Annotated in this window: 17 protein-coding genes and 2 pseudogenes; 12 read left to right on the forward strand and 7 right to left on the reverse strand. The window is 72.1% G+C overall.

Annotated features, from left to right (window positions below):
* Positions 1 to 2: 2 nt before the first annotated feature.
* From cobN to cobI, 5 genes and pseudogenes are all read left to right on the forward strand, one after another.
* A pseudogene (gene cobN / locus RH94_RS35070) lies at positions 3 to 2,527 on the forward strand (cobaltochelatase subunit CobN); the annotation flags it as partial.
* Complete coding sequence (locus RH94_RS35075) at positions 2,524 to 4,512, forward strand: putative cobaltochelatase (protein ID WP_073952346.1); 1,989 nt, start codon at positions 2,524 to 2,526, stop codon at positions 4,510 to 4,512. The pseudogene cobN and the gene RH94_RS35075, both read left to right, overlap by 4 nt.
* Positions 4,512 to 5,111, forward strand: a complete 600-nt coding sequence (cobO, locus tag RH94_RS35080) for a cob(I)yrinic acid a,c-diamide adenosyltransferase (protein WP_073952347.1) — start codon at positions 4,512 to 4,514, stop codon at positions 5,109 to 5,111. Before RH94_RS35075 ends, cobO begins: the two co-directional genes overlap by 1 nt.
* Entirely contained in the window at positions 5,105 to 6,514 is a 1,410-nt protein-coding gene (locus RH94_RS35085) for a cobyrinate a,c-diamide synthase (RefSeq protein WP_073952348.1), read from the forward strand. The genes cobO and RH94_RS35085 overlap by 7 nt, the downstream gene beginning before the upstream one ends.
* Positions 6,511 to 7,260: a precorrin-2 C(20)-methyltransferase gene (gene cobI, locus RH94_RS35090; RefSeq protein ID WP_073952349.1), complete on the forward strand. Its 750-nt coding sequence runs from the start codon at positions 6,511 to 6,513 to the stop codon at positions 7,258 to 7,260. Before RH94_RS35085 ends, cobI begins: the two co-directional genes overlap by 4 nt.
* 26 nt (positions 7,261 to 7,286) lie before the next feature.
* On the opposite strand, the gene RH94_RS35095 is transcribed toward cobI, so the two are convergent.
* Positions 7,287 to 8,018, reverse strand: coding sequence for a ZIP family metal transporter (locus RH94_RS35095; protein WP_073952350.1), 732 nt, complete (start codon positions 8,016 to 8,018; stop codon positions 7,287 to 7,289).
* Positions 8,019 to 8,184: 166 nt separating this feature from the next.
* On the opposite strand from RH94_RS35095, the gene cobM reads away from it, so the two are divergent.
* The 7 genes and pseudogenes from cobM to RH94_RS45625 form a co-directional block, all read left to right on the forward strand.
* Positions 8,185 to 9,003: a precorrin-4 C(11)-methyltransferase gene (gene cobM, locus RH94_RS35100; protein WP_073952351.1), complete on the forward strand. Its 819-nt coding sequence runs from the start codon at positions 8,185 to 8,187 to the stop codon at positions 9,001 to 9,003.
* Entirely contained in the window at positions 9,000 to 10,244 is a 1,245-nt protein-coding gene (locus RH94_RS35105) for a bifunctional cobalt-precorrin-7 (C(5))-methyltransferase/cobalt-precorrin-6B (C(15))-methyltransferase (protein ID WP_073952352.1), read from the forward strand. The genes cobM and RH94_RS35105 overlap by 4 nt, the downstream gene beginning before the upstream one ends.
* Entirely contained in the window at positions 10,241 to 11,941 is a 1,701-nt protein-coding gene (gene cobJ, locus RH94_RS35110) for a precorrin-3B C(17)-methyltransferase (RefSeq protein ID WP_073952353.1), read from the forward strand. Before RH94_RS35105 ends, cobJ begins: the two co-directional genes overlap by 4 nt.
* Complete coding sequence (locus RH94_RS35115) at positions 11,938 to 12,534, forward strand: precorrin-8X methylmutase (RefSeq protein WP_073952354.1); 597 nt, start codon at positions 11,938 to 11,940, stop codon at positions 12,532 to 12,534. Before cobJ ends, RH94_RS35115 begins: the two co-directional genes overlap by 4 nt.
* Positions 12,531 to 13,469: a sirohydrochlorin chelatase gene (locus RH94_RS35120; RefSeq protein ID WP_073952355.1), complete on the forward strand. Its 939-nt coding sequence runs from the start codon at positions 12,531 to 12,533 to the stop codon at positions 13,467 to 13,469. The genes RH94_RS35115 and RH94_RS35120 overlap by 4 nt, the downstream gene beginning before the upstream one ends.
* Positions 13,459 to 14,260, forward strand: an 802-nt coding sequence (cobC, locus tag RH94_RS35125; protein ID WP_234426264.1) for an Rv2231c family pyridoxal phosphate-dependent protein CobC, incomplete at its 3' end; no start/stop codon positions are given. The genes RH94_RS35120 and cobC, both read left to right, overlap by 11 nt.
* Before the next feature lies 1 nt (position 14,261).
* Positions 14,262 to 14,539 (forward strand): annotated as a pseudogene (locus RH94_RS45625) (Rv2231c family pyridoxal phosphate-dependent protein CobC); the annotation flags it as partial.
* Between the two features lie 69 nt (positions 14,540 to 14,608).
* Here RH94_RS45625 and RH94_RS35130 read toward each other — a convergent pair.
* From RH94_RS35130 to RH94_RS41015, 6 genes are all read right to left on the reverse strand, one after another.
* Positions 14,609 to 15,568 carry an SCO1860 family LAETG-anchored protein gene (locus tag RH94_RS35130; protein ID WP_073952356.1) on the reverse strand — a complete coding sequence of 320 codons (960 nt, stop codon included), beginning with the start codon at positions 15,566 to 15,568 and terminating at the stop codon, positions 14,609 to 14,611.
* Between the two features lie 167 nt (positions 15,569 to 15,735).
* Positions 15,736 to 15,951, reverse strand: coding sequence for a DUF397 domain-containing protein (locus RH94_RS35135; RefSeq protein ID WP_073952357.1), 216 nt, complete (start codon positions 15,949 to 15,951; stop codon positions 15,736 to 15,738).
* Complete coding sequence (locus RH94_RS39175; protein WP_079189309.1) at positions 15,872 to 16,372, reverse strand: helix-turn-helix domain-containing protein; 501 nt, start codon at positions 16,370 to 16,372, stop codon at positions 15,872 to 15,874. The genes RH94_RS35135 and RH94_RS39175 overlap by 80 nt, the downstream gene beginning before the upstream one ends.
* A 185-nt stretch (positions 16,373 to 16,557) precedes the next feature.
* Positions 16,558 to 17,061 carry a hypothetical protein gene (locus tag RH94_RS35145; RefSeq protein WP_073952358.1) on the reverse strand — a complete coding sequence of 168 codons (504 nt, stop codon included), beginning with the start codon at positions 17,059 to 17,061 and terminating at the stop codon, positions 16,558 to 16,560.
* Positions 17,062 to 17,169: 108 nt separating this feature from the next.
* On the reverse strand, positions 17,170 to 17,643 hold the full coding sequence (locus RH94_RS35150) for a DUF4240 domain-containing protein (protein ID WP_079189310.1): 474 nt from the start codon (positions 17,641 to 17,643) through the stop codon (positions 17,170 to 17,172).
* A 122-nt stretch (positions 17,644 to 17,765) separates the two neighbouring features.
* Positions 17,766 to 20,729: an RHS repeat-associated core domain-containing protein gene (locus RH94_RS41015; RefSeq protein WP_158073120.1), complete on the reverse strand. Its 2,964-nt coding sequence runs from the start codon at positions 20,727 to 20,729 to the stop codon at positions 17,766 to 17,768.
* Between the last annotated feature and the right edge of the window lie 9 nt (positions 20,730 to 20,738).

Below are 20,738 nucleotides of genomic sequence, written 5' to 3' on the forward strand. Positions count from 1 at the left end.
NNATCAGCTGGCCGCCGCACCCGCGCGCGTGCCGCTCGCCGACTACCGGGCCTGGTTCGACCAGCTCGACCCCGGGCTGCGGGACGCGATGCTTCGGGCGTGGGGTGAGCCGCCCGGCTCGCTGTACGTCGACGGCGACGACATCGTGCTGGCGTCGCTGAGGTTCGGGAACGTCGTCGTCATGATCCAGCCGCCGCGCGGCTTCGGCGAGAACCCGATCGCGATCTACCACGACCCCGACATGCCGCCGTCCCACCACTACATGGCGGCCTACCGGTGGCTGGAGGCTGCGACATCGGAGGGGGGCTTCGGCGCGGACGCGATCGTGCACATGGGCAAGCACGGCACGATGGAGTGGCTGCCCGGCAAGGGGCTGGGCCTGTCGCGCGGGTGCGCACCGGACGCGGTGCTGGGCGACCTGCCGCTGGTGTACCCGTTCATCGTCAACGACCCCGGCGAGGGCACCCAGGCCAAGCGGCGCGGGCACGCCACGGTCGTCGACCACCTCGTGCCGCCGATGGCACGCGCGGACACCTACGGCGACCTGGCCAAGCTGGAGCAGCTGCTCGACGAGTACGCGTTGGTCTCCGACCTGGACCCGGCGAAGGCGCCGGCCGTACGGGCCCAGATCTGGACGCTGGTCAAGGCCGCCGAACTGCACCACGACCTGCGCGTGGACGAGCAGCCGGACGACGGCGAGTTCGACGAGTTCGTCATGCACATCGACGGCTACCTGTGCGAGATCAAGGACGTGCAGATCCGGGACGGCCTGCACGTCCTGGGCGGCGGCCCGGTGGGCGAGCCCCGTGTGAACCTGGTGCTGGCCGTGCTGCGTGCCTCGCAGGTGTGGGGCGGGCGGGCGAACGCGCTGCCGGGGCTGCGGGCCTCGCTGGCGGAGCACTTCGGGCTGGTGGAGAAGGAGTTGCTGGCCGAGCCGGGTGCGCCGGTGAAGGTGCCGGTGGAGCTGACGGACCTGGTCGAGGTCCCGCCCGTCTCCCACCACCACCCTTCCAAGGAAGGCGCTTCGCGCCCCTTTGTTCCCGCGCGTACCGCCTCCGACGCGATCGACCTGCTGGAGCAGCTGTGCCGGCGGATCGCGGAGGGGATGGAGGAGCGCGGCTGGGCGGCTTCCGGGAGCGGGGCCCTGGTGCGGGAGGTGCTGGGCGCCGAACTCCCGGAAGCGGTGGCCGTGCTGGACTTCGCCTGCACCGAGGTCGTGCCCCGGCTCGCCCGTACGACGGACGAGATCGGGCACATCCTGCGGGCGCTGGACGGCGGTTACGTCCCGGCGGGCCCGTCCGGCTCCCCGACCCGGGGTCTGGTCAACGTCCTGCCGACCGGCCGGAACTTCTACTCGGTCGACCCCAAGGCGATTCCCTCCAGGCTGAGCTGGGAGGTCGGCCAGTCGCTCGCGGACTCGCTCGTGCAGCGGTACCTGCAGGACACGGGCGAGTACCCGAAGTCGGTCGGCCTGACGGTCTGGGGCACGTCCGCGATGCGCACCCAGGGCGACGACATCGCCGAGATCCTGGCACTGCTGGGCTGCCGCCCGGTGTGGGACGACGCGTCGCGCCGGGTGACCGGTTTCGAGGTGGTCGGGTTGGAGGAGCTGGGCCGGCCGCGCATCGACGTCACGGTCCGGATCTCGGGTTTCTTCCGGGACGCGTTCCCGCACGTGGTGGGGCTGATCGACGACGCGGTACGGGCGGTGGCGGAGCTGGACGAGCCCGCCGAGCGGAACTTCGTGAAGGCCCACGCCGACGAGGACACCGCCGAGCACGGCGACCGGCGGCGCGCTACGGCTCGCGTCTTCGGCTCCAAGCCGGGGGCGTACGGCGCGGGGCTGCTGCCGCTGATCGACGCGCGCAACTGGCGCAGCGATGCCGATCTGGCCGAGGTGTACGCGGTGTGGGGCGGTTACGCCTACGGGCGAGGGCTGGACGGGCGAGCGGCGCGCGGGGACATGGAGACGGCGTTCAGGCGGATCGCTGTGGCGGCGAAAAACGTGGATACCAGAGAGCATGATATCCACGATGCGGATGACTATTTCCAGTACCACGGCGGCATGGTTGCCATGGTGCGGCACCTGACGGGGGCGAGCCCGGAGGCGTACGTCGGGGACTCCGCCGTACCGGACCAGGTGAAAACCCGCACACTGGGCGAGGAGACACACAGGGTCTTCCGCGCCCGCGTAGTCAACCCTCGCTGGATGAGCGCCATGAGAAGGCACGGCTACAAGGGTGCTTTCGAGATGGCGGCAACCGTCGACTACCTCTTCGGCTACGACGCCACAGCGGGCGTGGTCGACGACTGGATGTACGAGAAGCTCAGCGCCGAATACGTCTTCGACGTCGAGAACCGGGACTTCATGAAGAAGTCCAACCCATGGGCGCTGCGCGGCATCACCGAACGGCTGCTGGAGGCCGCCGACCGAGGGCTGTGGGCCGAGCCGGACGCGGACACGCTGGAGCGGCTGCGCGCCACCTACCTGGAGCTGGAGGGCGACTTGGAGGGCGAGGACAAGTGACCACCCCGTTTCCGTTCACGGCCGTCGTCGGTCAGGACGACCTGCGGCTCGCACTGCTGCTGAACGCGGTGTCTCCGTCGGTCGGCGGAGTACTGGTGCGCGGCGAGAAGGGCACCGCGAAGAGCACCGCTGTGCGTGCTCTTTCGGCACTGCTGCCCCAGGTGGATGTCGTCCCCGGGTGCCGTTTCTCCTGCGACCCCGGCTCTCCCGACCCCGCCTGCCCGGAAGGGCCGCACGAGCCGGGGGCCGGCGTCGAGAGGCCCGCGCGGATGGTCGAGCTCCCCGTCGGTGCCTCCGAGGACCGGCTGGTGGGCGCGCTCGACATCGAGCGGGCGCTGGCCGAGGGCGTAAAAGCGTTCGAGCCCGGCCTGCTCGCCGACGCCCACCGGGGGATCCTCTACGTCGACGAGGTCAACCTGCTCCACGATCACCTGGTCGACTTGCTGCTGGACGCCGCCGCCATGGGCGCCTCGTACGTCGAACGCGAAGGCGTCTCCGTACGGCACGCCGCCCGTTTCCTACTCGTCGGGACCATGAATCCTGAAGAGGGGGAACTCAGGCCTCAACTCCTCGACCGGTTCGGGCTGACCGTCGAGGTCGCGGCCTCGCGGGAGCCGGAGCAGCGGGTGGAGGTCGTGCGGCGGCGGCTCGCCCACGACGACGATCCCGCCGGGTTCGCCGCCCGGTGGGCGGACGAGGAGGCCGCCGTACGGCAGCGGATCGTGGCCGCGCGGGAGCTGCTGCCGCAGGTTCGGCTGGGTGATGGCGCGCTGCGGCAGATCGCGGCGACCTGTGCGGCCTTCGAGGTGGACGGCATGCGCGCCGACATCGTCATGGCCCGGACCGCCACCGCGCTGGCCGCGTGGGCCGGGCGGACCGACGTGCTCGCCGAGGACGTGCGGCAGGCCGCGCTGCTGGCCCTGCCCCACCGGAGGCGGCGGAATCCCTTCGACGCGCCGGGGCTCGACGAGGACAAGCTCGACGAGACCCTCCAGGAGTTCGGAGGCTCGGAGGACGACGACCCCGACCCCGGTCCGGACGGCGGCCCCGGCGGTGACGGCGGACAGCCCGCGCCCGACGACGGCAGTGGCGGTCCGCAGGGCGAGGAGAGCGGCGGTGAGCCGCAGCCGTCCGGTGCCGGCGCCGGTGAGCAGTCCGCCGTACGGGCCTCCGAGCCGTTCCGTACCAAGGTGCTGAGCGTGTCCGGCATCGGCGAGGGCGCCGCCGGGCGGCGTTCGCGGGCGCGGACCGAGCACGGGCGGACGACCGGGGCCCGGCGGCCCCAAGGCGCCCTGACCAAGCTGCACTTGGCGGCCACCGTGCAGGCAGCCGCCCCGCACCAGCGGGCGCGGGGCCGGACCGGATCCGGACTTCTCCTGCGTCGTGACGACCTCAGGCAAGCGGTACGAGAAGGCCACGAATCCAATCTCGTGCTGTTCGTGGTCGACGCCTCCGGGTCGATGGCCGCGCGGCAGCGGATGAGTGCCGTGAAGGGTGCCGTGCTGTCGCTGCTGCTGGACGCCTACCAGCGGCGGGACAAGGTGGGGCTGGTGACCTTCCGGGGGTCGGGTGCCGAGGTGGCGCTGCCGCCCACGTCGTCCGTCGACGCGGCGGCGGCCCGTCTGGAGTCGCTGCCGACGGGTGGGCGGACTCCGCTCGCCGCCGGGCTGCTCAAGGCGCACGACGTGCTGCGGGTGGAACGGCTGCGGGATCCGGCGCGGCGGGCACTCCTCGTAGTCGTGACGGACGGGCGGGCCACGGGTGGCCCGGAGCCGGTCGCTCTCGCCGGGCGTGCGGCACGGCTGTTCGCCGCCGAGGGGGTCGCGTCGGTGGTCGTGGACTGCGAGTCGGGTCCCGTACGGCTGGGGCTGGCCGGGCGGCTCGCGGGTGAGCTGGGCGGTACGGCCGTCACGCTCGACGAGCTGCGGGCCGACTCGATCGCCGGGCTGGTCAGGGAAGTTCAGGGCGACAGGAGGGCCGCGTAATGCCGCAGGGGCAGCCGAGTGCCGTACCGGACGACGGACTGACGACCCGTCAGCGGCGCAACCGGCCGCTCGTCGTCGTGCACACCGGGGTCGGCAAGGGCAAGTCCACCGCCGCCTTCGGGCTGGCGCTGCGCGCCTGGAACCAGGGCTGGCCGATCGGGGTGTTCCAGTTCGTCAAGTCGGCGAAGTGGAAGGTCGGTGAGGAGCGGGCGCTGCGGGTGCTGGGCGACTCCGGCGAGGGCGGGAGCGTCGCCTGGCACAAGATGGGCGAGGGCTGGTCCTGGGTGCAGCGGGACGCCCAGATGGACAACGAGCAGAAGGCCCGCGAGGGCTGGGAGCAGGTCAAGCGGGACCTGGCCGCCGAGACGTACCGGCTGTACGTGCTCGACGAGTTCGCGTACCCGATGCACTGGGACTGGGTCGACACCGACGAGGTCGTGGAGGTGCTGCGGGAGCGGCCCGGGAACCAGCACGTGGTGATCACCGGGCGCAACGCGCCCCGGAAGCTGGTCGACTTCGCCGATCTCGTCACCGACATGTCCAAGGTCAAGCACCCGATGGACGTCGGGCAGAAGGGGCAGAGGGGCATCGAGTGGTGACGTCCCCGTCCGTGCCCCGGCTGGTCGTTGCCGCGCCCTCGTCGGGGAGCGGCAAGACCACCGTCGCCACGGGGCTGATGGCCGCGCTGGCCCGGCGGGGGCTGTCCGTGTCCCCGCACAAGGTGGGGCCGGACTACATCGACCCCGGCTACCACGCGCTCGCGACCGGGCGCGTGGGACGGAACCTGGACGCGTATCTGTGCGGGCCCGAGCTGGTCGGGCCGTTGTTCCTGCACGGGGCGCGCGGGTGTGACATCGCCGTCGTCGAGGGCGTGATGGGGCTGTACGACGGGGCCGCCGGGGAGGGTGAGCTCGCGTCCACCGCCCAGGTGGCCAAGCTGCTGCGGGCGCCGGTGGTGCTGGTCGTCGACGCGTCGTCGCAGTCGCGGTCGGTGGCGGCGCTGGTGCACGGGTTCGCGTCCTGGGATCCGGAGGTGCGGATCGGGGGCGTGATCCTCAACAAGGTGGCCTCCGAGCGGCACGAGGTGCTGCTGCGGGAGGCGCTGGACTCGACCGGGGTGCCGGTGCTGGGGGTGCTGCGGAGGGCTCCGCAGGTCGATACGCCCTCCCGGCACCTGGGGCTGGTGCCGGTCGCCGAGCGGCGGACCGAGGCCGTGGAGGCCGTTGCGGCGATGGCCTCGCAGGTGGAGGCCGGGTGCGATCTGCCGGCGTTGGTCGCGCTGGCGCGGGGTGCGGGGGCGTTGTCCTGTGCGGCTTGGGATGCGGGTGCGGTCCTGGCGCCCGCGGCGGAGGCACTGATGAATGCGGCGCCTCCGCCGATTGCCGGTCCGGCGCCGAAGATCGCCGTTGCCGGTGGGCCCGCCTTCACCTTCTCCTACGCCGAGCACACGGAACTGCTCACCGCCGCCGGTGCCGACGTCGTCCGCTTCGATCCCCTGCGCGACGAGCAACTGCCCGAAGGCACCCGTGGATTGATCGTCGGCGGCGGGTTCCCCGAGGTGTACGCCGCCGAGTTGTCCGCCAACGAGCCGCTGCGCGAGGCCGTCGCCGAGCTCGCGCTCAGCGGTGCCCCCGTCGCCGCCGAGTGTGCCGGGCTGCTGTACCTGTGCCGGGAGCTCGACGGGCGGCCGATGTGCGGGGTGCTGGACGCCGCCGCCCGGATGACCGGGCGGCTCACGCTCGGCTACCGGGACGCCGTGGCCGTGAGCGACAGCGTGCTCGCCGGCGCGGGGGAGCGGATGCGCGGTCACGAGTTCCACCGGACCGTCGTCGAGCCCGGCTCGGGCACGGGGCCGGCGGCTCCCGCCTGGGGGATGCGCGCTCCCGAGCGCCGGGTCGAGGGGTTCGTACAGAACAACGTGCACGCGAGTTACCTGCACACCCACTGGGCCGCCGTGCCCGGTGTCGCCCGTCGGTTCGTCGAGAGGTGCCGGACGTCATGAGCAGCAGGCTGATCGGAGTGGGGGTCGGGCCCGGCGACCCCGAGCTGGTGACCGTCAAGGGCGTCAACGCGCTGCGCGCGGCCGATGTCGTCGTCGTACCCGTCATGGCTGCGTTCGACGGAAAAGACGGCGGGGAGCGGGGGCGTGCCGAGGCGACCGTGCTGCACTACGTGCCCGAGGAGAAGGTCGTCCGGGTGGTGTTCGCGCTGAACGAGCGGGCCGACCGGGCACGGCGCGAGGCGGCGTGGGACGCGGCCGGGGAGCGGGTCGCCGGCCTGCTCGAACAGCACGGCCGCGTCGCCTTCGCCACCATCGGTGATCCGAACGTGTACTCCACCTTCACGTACCTCGCGCAGACCGTCGCCGCCCTGGTGCCGGGGACCGTCGTCGAGACCGTGCCCGGCATCACCGCCATGCAGGACCTGGCGGCGCGGTCGGGTGCCGTGCTCACCGAGGGCACCGAGCCGCTCACCCTGGTGCCGGTCACCGCCGGGGCCGCCGTGCTGAAGGAGGCGCTGAGCGGGCCCGGCACGGTCGTGGCGTACAAGTTCGGGCGGCAGGCGCGGGAGGTCGCCGAGGCGCTGCGGGACAGCGGGCGGATCGACGGCGCGGTGTGGGGGTCGGCGCTCGGGCTGCCGGAGGAGTCCGTCCGGCCCGCCGCGGATCTCGACGGGGCTCCCCTGCCGTACCTCTCCACGCTCATCGCGCCCGCCCGGCGCGACGGCGGGCGGGGCGGCAAGCTGTGAGCCGTACCCGTCTCCGGGTGGACCGGTCAGGCGGCCAGACCGACCACCACCCAGATGAACACCACTCCCGCGGCCGTGCACAGCAGGGTCGAGCGGGCCGGGTGCTCGTGGTGGGCCTCGGGGAGGATCTCGGCCGCGGCGAGGTAGAGCAGCGCCCCGCCGAAGAGACCGAGATAGCCGCCGAGGAACCACTCCGGGATGGTGACGAAGGTGGTCGCGGCGGCGCCCACCACCGGTGCCAGGGCGTCCGCGACGAGCATGGCCACCGCCTTGCGCCGTGCGTTGCCGTACAGGCTGGTGAGGGTGAACGTGTTGAAGCCGTCCGCGAAGTCGTGGGCGATGACCGCGAGCGCGACCGCCGCGCCCATGCCGCCGCCCACCTGGAAGGCGGCCCCCATCGCCACACCGTCCATGGCGCTGTGACCGACCATCGCGGCCGCCGCCGTCAGGCCCACCTCGGGTGCGCGGTGGTTGTGCCGTTCGTCGCCACCGTGCGCGGCCTGCCGTGCGGCCAGCAGGCGCTCCACCAGGTGGGCCAGCAGGAAGCCGGCCACGAACAGCAGCAGGGCCGCCGGTACGCCGAACACCTCCCCGCCCGCCGCGTGCAGCGCCTCGGGGAGCAGGTCCAGGCCGACCACGCCCAGCATCAGGCCGCCGGCCAGTCCGAGGACCAGATGGCGGCGGTCGGTCACCCGCTGTGCCGTCCAGCCGCCGGCCAACGTCATCAGGAACGCGCCGAGCGCGACGTAGACCGCCATGTGCCCTTGCTATCGGATCAGCCCCCGGTCGCGCACTTCCGGCCACCGCCGGCCCCCCGCACACCGTGACGTTCCGCGTGCCGTTCCGGCTGCCACTCCGCCTGTCATTCCGTGTGTCATTCCGCGTGTCATTCCGCGTGTCATTCCGTACGAGAGGACCCCACCCATGGCCGATGCCCCCGCCGGCAAGGTGACCTTCGTCGGTGCCGGTCCCGGCGCCGCCGACCTGCTGACGTTCCGCGCCGCCCGCGCGATCACCGAGGCCGACGTCGTGATCTGGGCGGCCAGTCTCGTCCAGGCCGACGTGCTCGACCACGCGCGCGAGGACGCGGAGGTCCTGGACTCGGCCACCATGTCTCTGGAGGACGTCGTCGCCGTGTACGAGCGGGCGTGCGCCGAAGGGCTGAAAGTGGCCCGTATCCACTCCGGCGACCCGGCCCTGTGGGGCGGCACGCAGGAGCAACTGGACCGGTGCGCGGCGCTCGGGATCGAGACGGAGGTCGTGCCCGGCGTCTCCTCGTTCTCGGCCGTGGCCGCGCTCGTCGGGCGCGAGCTGACCATTCCCGAGGTCGCCCAGTCGGTGATCCTCACCCGGCTCGGCGGCGGCAAGACGCCGATGCCGCCCGGCGAGGAGGTGCGCGAGTTCGCCCGGCACGGCACCACCATGGCCGTCTTCCTGTCGGCGGCCCGCAGCGGCCAGCTGGTGCGGGAGCTGCTGGAGGGCGGCTATCCGACGTCCACGCCGGTCGTGGTGGCGTACCAGGCGACCTGGCCGGAGGAGCTGGTCGTCAGGTGCACGGTCGGCACGCTGGAGGAGACGGTCAAGGAGCACAGGCTCTGGAAGCACACCCTGTTCCTGGTCGGCCCGGCCCTGGACGCGCACGGCACCCGCTCGCACCTATACCACCCCGGCCACTTCCACGGCTACCGCAAGGCCGACCCCGAGGCCCGCAGGGCCCTGCGCGCGCGGGGTGCGAGCACGTGATCACGGTCGTCGGCACGGGGACGGGGGCGGCGTACGACACCCGGGTGCTCCGCGGCGCCGGGCTCGTCGTGGGCGGGCGGCGGCACCTGGACGCCGTACAGCTGCCGGAGGGCGCCGAGCGGGTCGTGCTCGGGCCGCTGGAGCCCGCGCTCGGCGTGGTGGAGCGGTACGTCGGGAAGGGGCGGCGGGTCGTCGTGCTGGCCTCGGGCGACCCCGGGTTCTTCGGGATCGTGCGGGCGCTGGCCGAGCGGTTCGGGCCCGGGCGGCTGGACGTCCGCCCCGGGGTGTCCTCCGTCGCCGTCGCCTTCGCGCGGCTCGGGCTGCCCTGGGACGACGCGGTGGTGGTCAGCGCGCACGGGCGGGACCTGCGGACGGCCGTCAACGTGTGCCGGGCCCGGCCGAAGGTCGCCGTGCTGACCGGGCCGGGGGCCGGGCCCGCCGAGCTGGGCGCCGCGCTGGCCCGCACGCCCTCCGGCGACCGGGTGCTGGTCGTCGCCTCCGCGCTGGGTGATCCGGCACGCGAGCGCGTGGAGCGGGTCACGCCCGCCCGAGCCGCCGAACGGGACTGGGGGGCTGGCGTGAGCGTGGTGCTGTGCCTGGACGAGGCGCGTGCGCTGGGTGGCGTACGGACCGTCGCCGGGCCCGTGGACGGGCCGGCGGGCTGGGCGCTGGACGAGGGCGCGTTCGCGCACCGCGACTCGATGATCACCAAGTTCGAGGTGCGGGCGCTGGCCCTGGCCCGGCTCGGGCCGCGCCTGGGCGACCTGGTCTGGGACGTGGGGGCCGGGTCGGGGTCGGTGGCGGTGGAGTGCGCGCGGCTCGGTGCCGCGGTCGTGGCCGTCGAGAAGGCCGCGGACGGCGTCGAGCGGATCCGCGCCAACGCCGACGCCCATGGGGTCGACCTGGCCGTGGTGCACGGTACGGCCCCTGCCGCGCTGTCCGGGCTGGACGATCCCGACGCCGTGTTCATCGGCGGCGGGGGGCGTGAGCTGCCGGACGTCGTCGGCGCGTGCGCGCGGCGGGCCCGGCGGACCGTCGTGGTCGCCGTGGCCGCGCTCGACCGTGTGCCGGCGGCACGCGAGGCGCTCACCGCCGCCGGGTTCGCCTGCGACGGGGTGCTGCTGCAGTCCTCCCGGCTGGCGCCGCTGCCGGGGGACGTGACCCGGCTGGCGGCCACCAACCCCGTGTTCCTGCTGTGGGGCGTGCGGCCCCCGGCGACCAGTGAAGGAGTTGCTCAGTGATCGGCCTCATTTCCGCCACCGCGGCGGGCGCGGCTGCGCGGGACCGGCTGGCGGCCGCGTGGCCGGACCGTACGCGGGTGTACGACGGGCCCGTCGGGGACGCCGTACGGGCCGCGTTCGCCGAGTGCGAGCGGTTGGTGTGCTTCCTGGCGACGGGGGCGGTCGTCCGGCTGGTCGCGCCGCTGCTGGGCGGGAAGGCGTCCGACCCTGGTGTGGTGTGCGTGGACGAGGGCGGGCGGTTCGCCGTGTCGCTGGTCGGCGGGCACGGCGGCGGGGCGAACGAACTCGCCGTGGCGGTGGGCGAGGTGCTGGGGGCCGAGCCCGTGGTGACGACCGCGACGGACGCCGTGGGGCTGCCGGGGCTGGACACGCTGGGGCTGCCGGTGGAGGGGGATGTGGCCGGGGTGTCGCGGGCGCTGCTCGACGGCGAGCCCGTCGCCCTCGAGGCCGAGGTGCCGTGGCCGCTGCCTCCGCTGCCGGTGGCGGAGCGGGGGTCGTACACCGTGCGGGTGACGGACCGGGCGGTCGAGCCGGGCGGGCGCGAGGTGGTCCTGCGGCTGCCGTCCCTCGTGGTCGGCGTCGGCGCGTCCAGGGGCGCTCCCGTGGAGGAGGTGCTGGGGCTGGTCGAGGGCGCGTTGCGGGACGCGGGGCTGTCCGCGCGGTCCGTCTCCTGTCTCGCCACCGTCGACGCCAAGGCGGAGGAACCGGGGCTCGTCGCGGCGGCCGGGCGGCTGGGGGTGCCCCTGGTGGCCCACTCCGCCGAGGAGTTGGCGACGGTCGACGTGCCGAACCCGTCCGCCGCGCCGCTCGCCGCCGTCGGTACGCCGTCGGTCGCGGAGGCCGCCGCGCTGCTCGGCGGGGGTGAACTCGTCGTGCCCAAGCGGAAGTCGGAGCGGGCGGACGGGCGGCCGGCCATGGCCACGTGTGCCGTGGTGCGGCGGCCGGGGCGCGGGCGGCTCGCGGTCGTCGGGCTCGGGCCGGGCGCCCGGGACCTGCTGACCCCGCGTGCGAAGGCCGAACTGCGGCGGGCCTCCGTGCTGGTGGGGCTCGACCAGTACGTCGACCAGATCCGCGACCTGCTGCGGCCCGGCACCCGGGTTCTGGAGTCGGGGCTCGGGGCGGAGGAGGAGCGGGCGCGGACGGCGGTGGCCGAGGCCCGGCGCGGGCACGCCGTGGCGCTGATCGGCAGCGGGGACGCCGGGGTGTACGCCATGGCCTCCCCCGCGCTCGCCGAGGCGTCGGACGACATCGACGTGGTCGGGGTGCCGGGGGTCACGGCGGCGCTCGCGGCCGGGGCGGTCCTCGGGGCACCGCTGGGGCACGACCACGTGTCGATCAGCCTGTCCGACCTGCACACGCCGTGGGAGGTCATCGAGCGGCGGGTGCGGGCGGCGGCGGAGGCCGACCTCGTCGTGACCTTCTACAACCCGCGCTCCCGGGGCCGCGACTGGCAGCTGCCCGAGGCGCTGGCGATCCTCGCCGGGCACCGGGAGCCGACGACGCCGGTGGGTGTCGTACGCAACGCCTCGCGGCCGGACGAGTCCAGCCGGCTGACGACGCTGGCGGCGCTGGACCCGGCGACGGTCGACATGATGACGGTCGTGACGGTCGGCAACACGGCGACCCGCGAGATCGCGGGCCGCATGGTCACGCCGCGGGGCTACCGCTGGCAGGAGACCCGGGAGGAACCGAAGTGAACCGCGTCGTCCACCCCATCGAGCAGGAGTCCTTCCGGCGGCTGCGCGCCCGCCTGGACACCTCGCGCTTCCCGCCGCTGACGCGGGCGGTGGTGGAGCGGGTCATCCACTCCGCCGCCGACCTGGAGTACGCCTCCGACCTCGTCATGGACGAGGGCGAGCTGGTGACGGCGCACGCCGCGCTGCACGCGGGGGCGCCCGTGGTCGTGGACGTGGAGATGGTGGCGGCCGGGATCACCCGGCGCGACACCGTCTGCCGTCTGAAGGACGCCCGGCCGGGCCCCGGGCTGACGCGTTCGGCGCACGCCGTCCGGCTGGCGTACGAGGAGGTCGGTCCGGGCGCCCTGTGGGTGATCGGCTGCGCTCCGACCGCCCTGGAGGAGCTGCTGGGGCTGGACGCCTCCCCCGCGCTCGTCGTCGGTCTGCCCGTCGGCTTCGTCGGGGCGGCCGAGTCCAAGGCCGCGTTGCGCGAGAGCGGGCTGCCCGCGGTGAGCAACGTGTCCGAGAAGGGCGGTTCGGCGGTCGCCGCCGCCGCGCTCAACGCCCTGCTGTACCACCCCACTTCGTTTGAATCACCCGAGGAGACCCTGTGACCACCCCGCCGCCCGCCCTGCTCATCGCCGGTCACGGCACCCGGGACGAGGCCGGAGCCGAGGCGTTCCGTTCCTTCGTAAGGGAGTTGGGCCGCCGTCACCCCGAACTGCCCGTCGCGGGCGGCTTCATCGAGCTGTCCCCGCCGCCGCTGGGCGAGGCGGTCGCCGATCTGGTGGGGCGGGGGGTGCGGCGGTTCGCCGCCGTACCCCTGATGCTGGTGTCCGCCGGGCACGCCAAGGGCGACATCCCGGCGGCGCTGGCCCGCGAGAAGGAACGGCACCCGGGGATCTCGTACACCTACGGCCGCCCGCTGGGACCGCACCCCGCCCTGCTGAGCGTGCTGGAGCGACGGCTGGACGAGGCGGTGGATCCCTCCTGGGACCGCTCCGAGGTGACGGTGCTGCTGGTCGGGCGCGGGTCGACGGACCCGGACGCCAACGCGGAGGTGTTCAAGGCGGCACGGCTGCTGTGGGAGGGGCGGGGTCACGCCGGTGTGGAGACGGCGTTCGTGTCGCTGGCGGCGCCGGACGTGCCGAGCGGTCTGGAGCGGTGCGCGCGGCTGGGTGCGCGGCGGATCGTGGTCCTCCCCTACTTCCTGTTCACGGGCATCCTGCCGGACCGGGTGCGGCGGCAGACGGAGGACTGGGCGGCGGCGCACCCGGAGGTCGAGGTGCGCTCGGCGGACGTGATCGGGCCGGAGCCGGAGCTGCTGGACCTGGTGAGGGAGCGGTACGAGGAGGCGGTGAAGGGCGATCTGCGGATGAACTGCGACTCGTGCGTGTACCGGATCGCGCTGCCGGGCTTCGAGGACAAGGTGGGGCTGCCGCAGCAGCCGCACTACCACCCGGACGACGACGGCCATCACCACGGGCACCACCACGGGCACCACCACGGGCACCACCACGGCGGGCACGCACACTCCCATGCGCACTGAGGCCGGGATGCGGGGCGGCCGCGTCCACGACCTGCGGCACCACGGAGACGCGGAGGTGCGGGACGACGGTGCGGCGCTGGTGGACCTCGCCGTGAACGTGCGGGCGGACACGCCCCCGGCGTGGCTGCGGGAGCGGATCGCCGCCTCGCTCACCGGTCTCGCGGCCTACCCGGACGGGCGGGCCGCGCGGGCGGCGGTGGCGGCTCGGCACGGGCTGCCGGTGGAGCGGGTGCTGCTGACGGCGGGGGCGGCGGAGGCGTTCGTGCTGCTGGCACGGGCGTTGAAGGCACGGCGTCCGGTCGTCGTGCATCCGCAGTTCACGGAGCCGGAGGCGGCGCTGCGGGACGCCGGGCACACGGTGGACCGGGTGCTGCTGCGGGAGGAGGACGGCTTCCGGCTCGACCCGGGAGCCGTCCCGGAGGACGCGGACCTGGTGGTGGTCGGCAACCCGACGAACCCGACGTCGGTCCTGCACCCGGCCGCGTCCGTCGCCGAACTGGCCCGCCCGGGAAGGTTGTTGGTGGTCGACGAGGCGTTCATGGACGCGGTGCCGGGCGAACGGGAGGCGCTGGCGGGCCGGACGGACGTGCCCGGTCTGGTGGTGCTGCGCAGCCTGACGAAGACGTGGGGGCTGGCGGGGCTGCGGATCGGCTACGTGCTGTCCTCCCCGGAGGTGATCGCCGAACTGGAGCGGGCCCAGCCCCTGTGGCCCGTGTCCACGCCGGCGCTGGCGGCGGCCGCGGCGTGCGTGGAGCCACGGGCACTGGCGGAGGCGGAGGCGGCTGCCCGCCNGCATCGCGGAGGACCGGGCCCGTCTGGTGGCGGGCCTGGTCTCCTTCGCGGGGGCGGGGGTGCGGGTGGTGGAGCCGGCCGAGGGTCCCTTCGTACTGGTCCGTGTGCCGGAGGCGTCGGACGTACGGCGACGGCTGCGCACCCTGGGCTACGCGGTGCGGCGCGGGGACACGTTCCCGGGACTGGGCGAGGAGTGGCTGCGCCTGGCGGTACGGGACCGGGAAACGACGTCCGGCTTCCTGACGGCCCTGTCCACGGCGCTGGGCGCACCGGCGTAGGGCTCCGCCGCCCCGGCCCCGGCCTCCGCCCCCGTACCCCTGCTCCTGCTCCTGCTCCTGCTCCTGCCTCTATCCCTGGCTCTGGCTCTTGCGCTTGCGCGCCAGTGCCACCGCTCCTCCGCCGAGGGCGAGCAGCACGGCCGAGCCTCCCGCCAGGTAGGGGGTCAGGGAGCTGCCGCCCGTCTCCGCCAGGTCGACGGACTTCGCGGCGGGAGCGCCCTGGGGCTTCACCTCGGCTTCCTGGGGCTTCACGTCCGTGTCCGGGCCCGGGTCGGCCTGCGGCGCGGACGCCTTCTCCGGTGCCGCCACCGGGGACTCGCAGGTCGCCCTGGCGAGGGTCACGGTGCCTTCCACCTCGGCCACGTTCAGCTTCAGCGGGTTGACGGAGACGTTGAGTTCGAGGGCGGTCGCCGCGGCCGTGCCGGACGTCGTCTCCCGCTTCGACAGGTCCAGACGGACCTCGCCGACACCGGGGACATGGACGTCGGTGGTGCCGCCGGAGGTGAGCGTCACCCTCTTGCCGAGTACCGTCACAGCGCCCAGGACGTTGCTGCTCGCGACCGGGGGCTCGCCCGCCTCGCACGTCGCCCTGGACGTGACCTGGTCGACCTCGATCAGGGACAGCAGAGGCAGACCGGGGACATGGACGCGGGCGTGGGCCAGTTCGACCGTGCTCTCGGCCTTGTCCGCCGAGACGGTCGCGTCGGCCTTCGCCACGTCCGCGCGGAGCACGCTGAAGGGCTTTCCGCCGTCGACGCCGTCGAGTTGGGCGGTCAGCGCGGTCTGGTGTGCGCTCTGCGGTGCCTCAACCTCGTTCAGGGAGACGGCGAGCGGGACGTTCACCGTCTTGTTGAGCAGGGACACGTCCAGCCCGGTGCGCAGGACGGAGGCGCTGGCGCGACCGTCCTGCGCACCGGTCGCATGCGCGGCACCCGCTCCGGCCAGCGTCACCGGGCCGGCGGCCAGGACGGTGGCGGCGGCGACGGTGGCGCAACGGCGTGCGGGCATGCGGAAGGTGTGGCCGTTCAAGGTGTGGGACCCCCAGAAGAGAATGCTTGGGACCCGGTAAGAATTACGCACTGCGAGTGAACGGTCAGCGATCCTGGGTTACTTCACCCCTTCGTGGGGTTTCCGCCCATCCGTTCGATTTTTCTGGCACGGGCGTTCCCTCCGGTCACCCCCGTGACTGACTGTGGTCAGCAGACGGAGCGGCCTCCGGAGTAGGGCAGGAAGGCCGTCCAGGCCTCCCGGCTGACATGCACCCTGGCCCCCCTCGCATTCTTCGAGTCCCGTACGACGACCTCGCCGACCGTCTCCGCGACCTCAACGCAGTTACCACCGCCCGAGCCGCTGTAGCTGCTCTTCCGCCACGCCAACTGACCGTGGCCGTCGGTGTCCTGCCGCTTGTTCATGCCACTCCTGCAAGTCGTCGGATGAGGCGTGCGGATTTCTCAGCGCAGCCTCGCCAATATCGAACCGGCTCACCGCCTCGGCTTCGATCAACGCGAAGTCCTGGAAGAACTTCGGCAGTTTGGCCCTGTCCACGTCCTCCTGGAGCTCCGCGAGCACTCCGCCCGCCCCGAGGACGCGCTCGGCCGCCTTCGTGAAGGTGGACTTCGCCGGCCGTCGGCCCTGCTCGATGGAGGCCACCTGCTCACAGGAGTAACCGACGGCGTCGGCCAGTTCCTGCCGGGTGAGCCCATTCTTGGTGCGGAAGAGCTTGGCCAGCTTGCCGTACCCGACCCAGATGGCCGGGTTCTCTCCGCCTGCGACTCGCCGCCTGCGCCGCGAGCTCACTTGACCGCCCGTACCGGCCGTGTTGTCCGTGCTCATGCGTCCACCCCCATGTACCGAGGTTCCTGGTCCGGTTGAACGCCTTGCTCCCCACCCCGGTCACGGGCGGAGACCTGTACAGATCCGCTCCCGCCTCGTACACCGGGACCGAGTACGTCGCACGCCGACCCGGTCCCAGCAGCTCAGGCCTCACCGCCTCCGTCGTTCCAACGCCTCCTCTGGCGTCAGGAGGGGGTCACGTCAAGGTGATACGTCGTGTCGACCCAGAAACCGTCACCAGTGCTCGCCTTGATCTCCAGGACGTACTGCCCCTGCGCCAGCGGAGCCAGGCCCGACCAAAGCCCCCAGGCGACTCGCCGCACCAATCCTGTACGGAACGGCGGCGAAGTGTACTCGTGCAACGGCAGCACGGTTCCGTTCAGGAACGCCGTGGCCTCCGCAACATCCATCACGGCCGGACGAGTGGAGAAGAGGGCGGGGCGCTGGGTGTTGAAGACAGGGAAGAAGATCGGGCGCCCGAGGGTTACGGAGCAGCGGCGCTCCACCCGACCGCCGTAGGTTCCGGCCAGGAACCACACGTCCTCGGGCTGCTGCCAGTCCGCGAACTCACCGGTCTCGTCCAGCACCGGACTGCACTCGTCGGGCGCGGAAAACGCCCACTGCCACCATCGCGCTGCGAGTCTGCCGCCTTCGTGAGGATTCAAATCCCACACGTTCTCCCCGCCCATTCCGCTGCCTCCCCTACGGTTGCTCTACCACGACAGGCCGGTCCAGCCGAAATGCGGCATACCTTTCGCGCTGCTTTCAGAGGCATCCAGGTGTCCGCGACACTGATCTCATTCACCCCGGTTTTGCCATCCATCGGGATTACTTCCGGTTTCGTAATCGTGTGGCTCGATATGGTCCCACGTCTCTCCGCTGACTGCTTCGAACGCCGCCGGAGCGACCTCAAGGAGTTCTTCAGCCACCGCCGCTTCATCGCTCGTGAACGGCGAAAATTTCTCCGCGCTTGAAAGAACTCCGGCAACGGCATCCGGACCGGCAAGGACTACGGCACACCTGGCGTAAAGAAAACGGTCATCAGACTGCTTGACAGGCCTGCCGGAGCCAGACACCACCTCCGCTACGGGGATATCTGCCAGCGCCTTGAGGTCAAGGCGGAACAGGATCTCGGCAAGGCGGTCTGCAAAGCCCTTGATCTCTTCTGGGTTGAGCCGACAGAGCCTTCCCTGGATGGCTGCACACTGCTCGTCCGGCGGCGTGGCCGCACTCACTTGGATAATCTTCCAGAAGACAGGCTCTGTCATCATTTCTCTGGACCCTTTCAGGCAACACCGGGCACTGACTGGATCAGCCTACCCGAATCCCAATTGATCCGACAATGCCTGCTACCGAATGCGGGCACCCCCGCAGGCGCCCGCATTCGATCGGGTCACCTGTCGACAGGGTTGCCCGGGGGCCGGAATCCTCCATTCTTCCGTTTATAGCGGCGTATCAGCCATGTCTCCATCTTGCGGGCAGCCTTCTTCCCCTTGAAGCTGCCATGGATCCGGAAGGACCACGAGTGCTGAGGTTGCTTTCTCTGCAGTCTCGCCACCTGGCTATGGACGCGACGCCCCTTTCCTTCTCCGTACTTCCAGACCGACTTGTTCTTGTAGATGGAGTACACGTACGTCTTGCAGGTACACTTGAGTGAATTGCCGTGATATCCGCACGACGAGTTGTGTGCGAGGACACCGCCCTCGCCGCTGTTCACGATGAACGTGTGAACGTTTCCGACGTTCAGGTTGACGACGAATTGATTCGGGATTTCGCCCAAATTCCTGGTGGCGGTGACCCGTCGCTGCGTGTCTTCCGGGTCGGTGAGCACGTCGCCCACGTGCACATCGGCGGCCTTTACCCAGCCCTTGTCGACGACCCATAGCGGGTGCTCCGCTGTGGCCTGGAGCGGCGGGGTCGTCGGGTCGAGGTCCGTGTCGATCTCGACTATGTGCTTGGTGCCGTAGCCGTCGAAGACCTCCAGAACTGGTTCGGCGTAGGTCTCGCCGGTCTCGGGGTCGGTTGCCGCTACGTAGTCACCGATCTCGATGGCGCCAATGGGCAGGTAGCTGCCATCAGCCATCAGGACCAGCGTGTCCGGGGCGAAGGAGTTGCAGCGGGAGCGGCGGAAGACCGACCGGGCCCGGGAGGAGGTCCGGTTGACGCGGCTGGCCTTGCGGATCGTGCGGGCCGCCTTGAAGCCCTTGACCGCGAGGCGGCCGGCGGAGCCGAAGGCGACGCCGACGCTCATTTCGGCGGCCTTGCGCCAGTTGCCCGTGGCGGCGTACGAGATGGCACCTACCGCGGAGGCGACGTTGCCGATCGGGCCGGGGATGTAGGAGGCAACCTCCGCGACCCGGGCGACCTTTCTGAACGCCTTCTTCCAGCTGAAGCCCCAGTGCCCGTCCAGATCGACGCAGTTGACGGGGTCGCCGCTGCAGTAGTCGTAGGCGTTGGCATTGCCGCCGGGCTCGGGGTCCGTCTGCAGGAACCGGCCGAGCGCCGGGCTGTAAAGGCGGGCGCCCATGAGGATGACGCCGTCCAGGGCCTCACCCGAGCGCTGCTTGGCGCCGAGCCAGCCGTACCGCTGCGGTGCCTGGCCGTCGACCGGCACCCCGAACTCGTCGTAGAGCAGTACCTTCGGTGCTGTCATCGCGGTGTCCAGGGTGACGGACACGTCGCCGTGCAGGTTGGCGAACTGCAGCTCCACGTCGCCGGTCGCGGACGTGGTGGCCACGAGGTCGCCGTCCGGGCCGGAGACGTTGCGGGTCAGGGTGCCCTGGGTGGTGTCCTCGATGATCCAGCGGGGCTCGTCGGAGTCGTCTCCATAGTGGTTGAGTTTGCTGGTGGCGTTCGCCCAGGTGCCGTCCGCCTGCTTCTTCTCAGTGGTGAACGCCTCAAAGCGCAGAGCGGGGTCGAGGGTCCAGGACTGGCGGGTGTCGCCCGCGCTCTGGGACGCGACTAGGTCGTTCGCCCAGTAGGCGTTGACCGAGCCTGTGCCGGTGGCCGTGGTGCGACCGAAGGCGTCGTAGGTGTAGCCCGTGGCCAGCAGCCGGTCGGCGCTGTCGTACGAGCTGGCCGTGGTCGTGCCGCCGGTGGTCCCGCACGAGCCGTCCTCGGCGGCCGGTATGACCGTCTTGGAGGTGCGGTTCATGCGCCCCGCAATGCTGCGGCCGGCCTCGTCGAAGCGGTAGTTGCGGGTGACGCAGCCCTCGGCAATGGTGCTCTGGACGGCCTTCGTCAGGCGGCCGAGACGGTCGTAGGTGTACTCCTTACTGTCGGTCGAGGAGGTGTCGGAAGCCACCGCCCCCTGCGTGGTCAGCTCGACGTGCTGGCCGTAGACGACCTCGCCGTCCGAGGTGCGGGTGTAGGTACGGCCGGTCGCCGCGCCTGCCGCGTTGAAGGTGTCCTTGCGGACGTAGCCGCCTGGGTACGTCTGCTCCACCATCTGGCCGCTGGGCCCGTACTTCGCGGTGAAGGTGCCGGCCACACTGTCGGTGACCGACGTGACGAAGCCGCGTGGCTCCTTGGTGCGGTCGTAGATGTAGCTGGTCCAGCCGGTGTTGTCGGTTACCTTGAGCGGCTTGCCGTACTTGTCGAACTCGGTGGTCGTGGTGCCGCCGTCGGCGTCCGTGTAGGACAGCAGCCGGTCGAGAGCGTCGAAGACGCGGCTGATGGTCTTGCCACCGGCCGTCGTCTTGACGGCATGTCCGGTGACCGGGTCGTACTCGGTGGTCACCTTCGGCAGGGTCTTGCCGACGTCGGAGGTGATCTCCGTGGAGACGATCCGGTCGGCCGCGTCGTAGACGGTCACCGTCTTGCGGCTCTTGCCCGCGTTGGTCTCGGTGACCTCCTCCACGTCCCCGAAGCGGGAGTAGCGGGTGATGCGCTTGACCGGCAGGGTGTCGGGCATACGGGCGGTGTCCGCACCCGTGACCTTGCCGCCGGGCAGCGTGACACACGGGTTGCCCGCCCACTCGGGACGGTTGCCGCAGGCCGCGTCGTCCGGGTTGGCCTTCGCGGTGTAGAAGACGGTCTTGACGGTGCCCGTGTCCGCGCCTTTGGAGCCTGGTCTGCGGGACTCGACCGCTCGACCGGCCGCATCGTACTTGATCGCCGAGGTCAGGTTCGCCCCGCCGGAGACGGCGTCGGTGGTCACCGAGGTCTCCGCGCGCAGGGTCCAGCCCGAGGTGCCACCGATCGGAGTGCCGTAGCCGGTCTTGGTGACCCGGACCTCGACATCCGCCGTGTAGCCCTCGATGCGGGCGCCTTCGCGAGTGGTGGTCTCCAGGTGGTACGCCGCCCCGTCCGGCTTGCCCTCGTCGTAGACGTGGACCGTGTGGGAGCGGACGACCACCGACTCACC

It is taken from the genome of Streptomyces kebangsaanensis (assembly GCF_001906585.1).
Lineage (GTDB): Bacteria > Actinomycetota > Actinomycetes > Streptomycetales > Streptomycetaceae > Streptomyces > Streptomyces kebangsaanensis.

Bases quoted from the DNA above. Each gene is read 5' to 3' on its own strand.
- cobO (WP_073952347.1), top strand. From the start codon at position 4,512: ATGCCGCAGGGGCAGCCGAGTGCCGTACCGGACGACGGACTGACGACC.
- cobI (WP_073952349.1), top strand. From the start codon at position 6,511: ATGAGCAGCAGGCTGATCGGAGTGGGGGTCGGGCCCGGCGACCCCGAG.
- RH94_RS35095 (WP_073952350.1), bottom strand. From the start codon at position 8,018: ATGGCGGTCTACGTCGCGCTCGGCGCGTTCCTGATGACGTTGGCCGGC.
- cobM (WP_073952351.1), top strand. From the start codon at position 8,185: ATGGCCGATGCCCCCGCCGGCAAGGTGACCTTCGTCGGTGCCGGTCCC.
- RH94_RS35135 (WP_073952357.1), bottom strand. From the start codon at position 15,951: ATGAACAAGCGGCAGGACACCGACGGCCACGGTCAGTTGGCGTGGCGG.
- RH94_RS39175 (WP_079189309.1), bottom strand. From the start codon at position 16,372: ATGAGCACGGACAACACGGCCGGTACGGGCGGTCAAGTGAGCTCGCGG.
- RH94_RS35145 (WP_073952358.1), bottom strand. From the start codon at position 17,061: ATGGGCGGGGAGAACGTGTGGGATTTGAATCCTCACGAAGGCGGCAGA.
- RH94_RS35150 (WP_079189310.1), bottom strand. From the start codon at position 17,643: ATGATGACAGAGCCTGTCTTCTGGAAGATTATCCAAGTGAGTGCGGCC.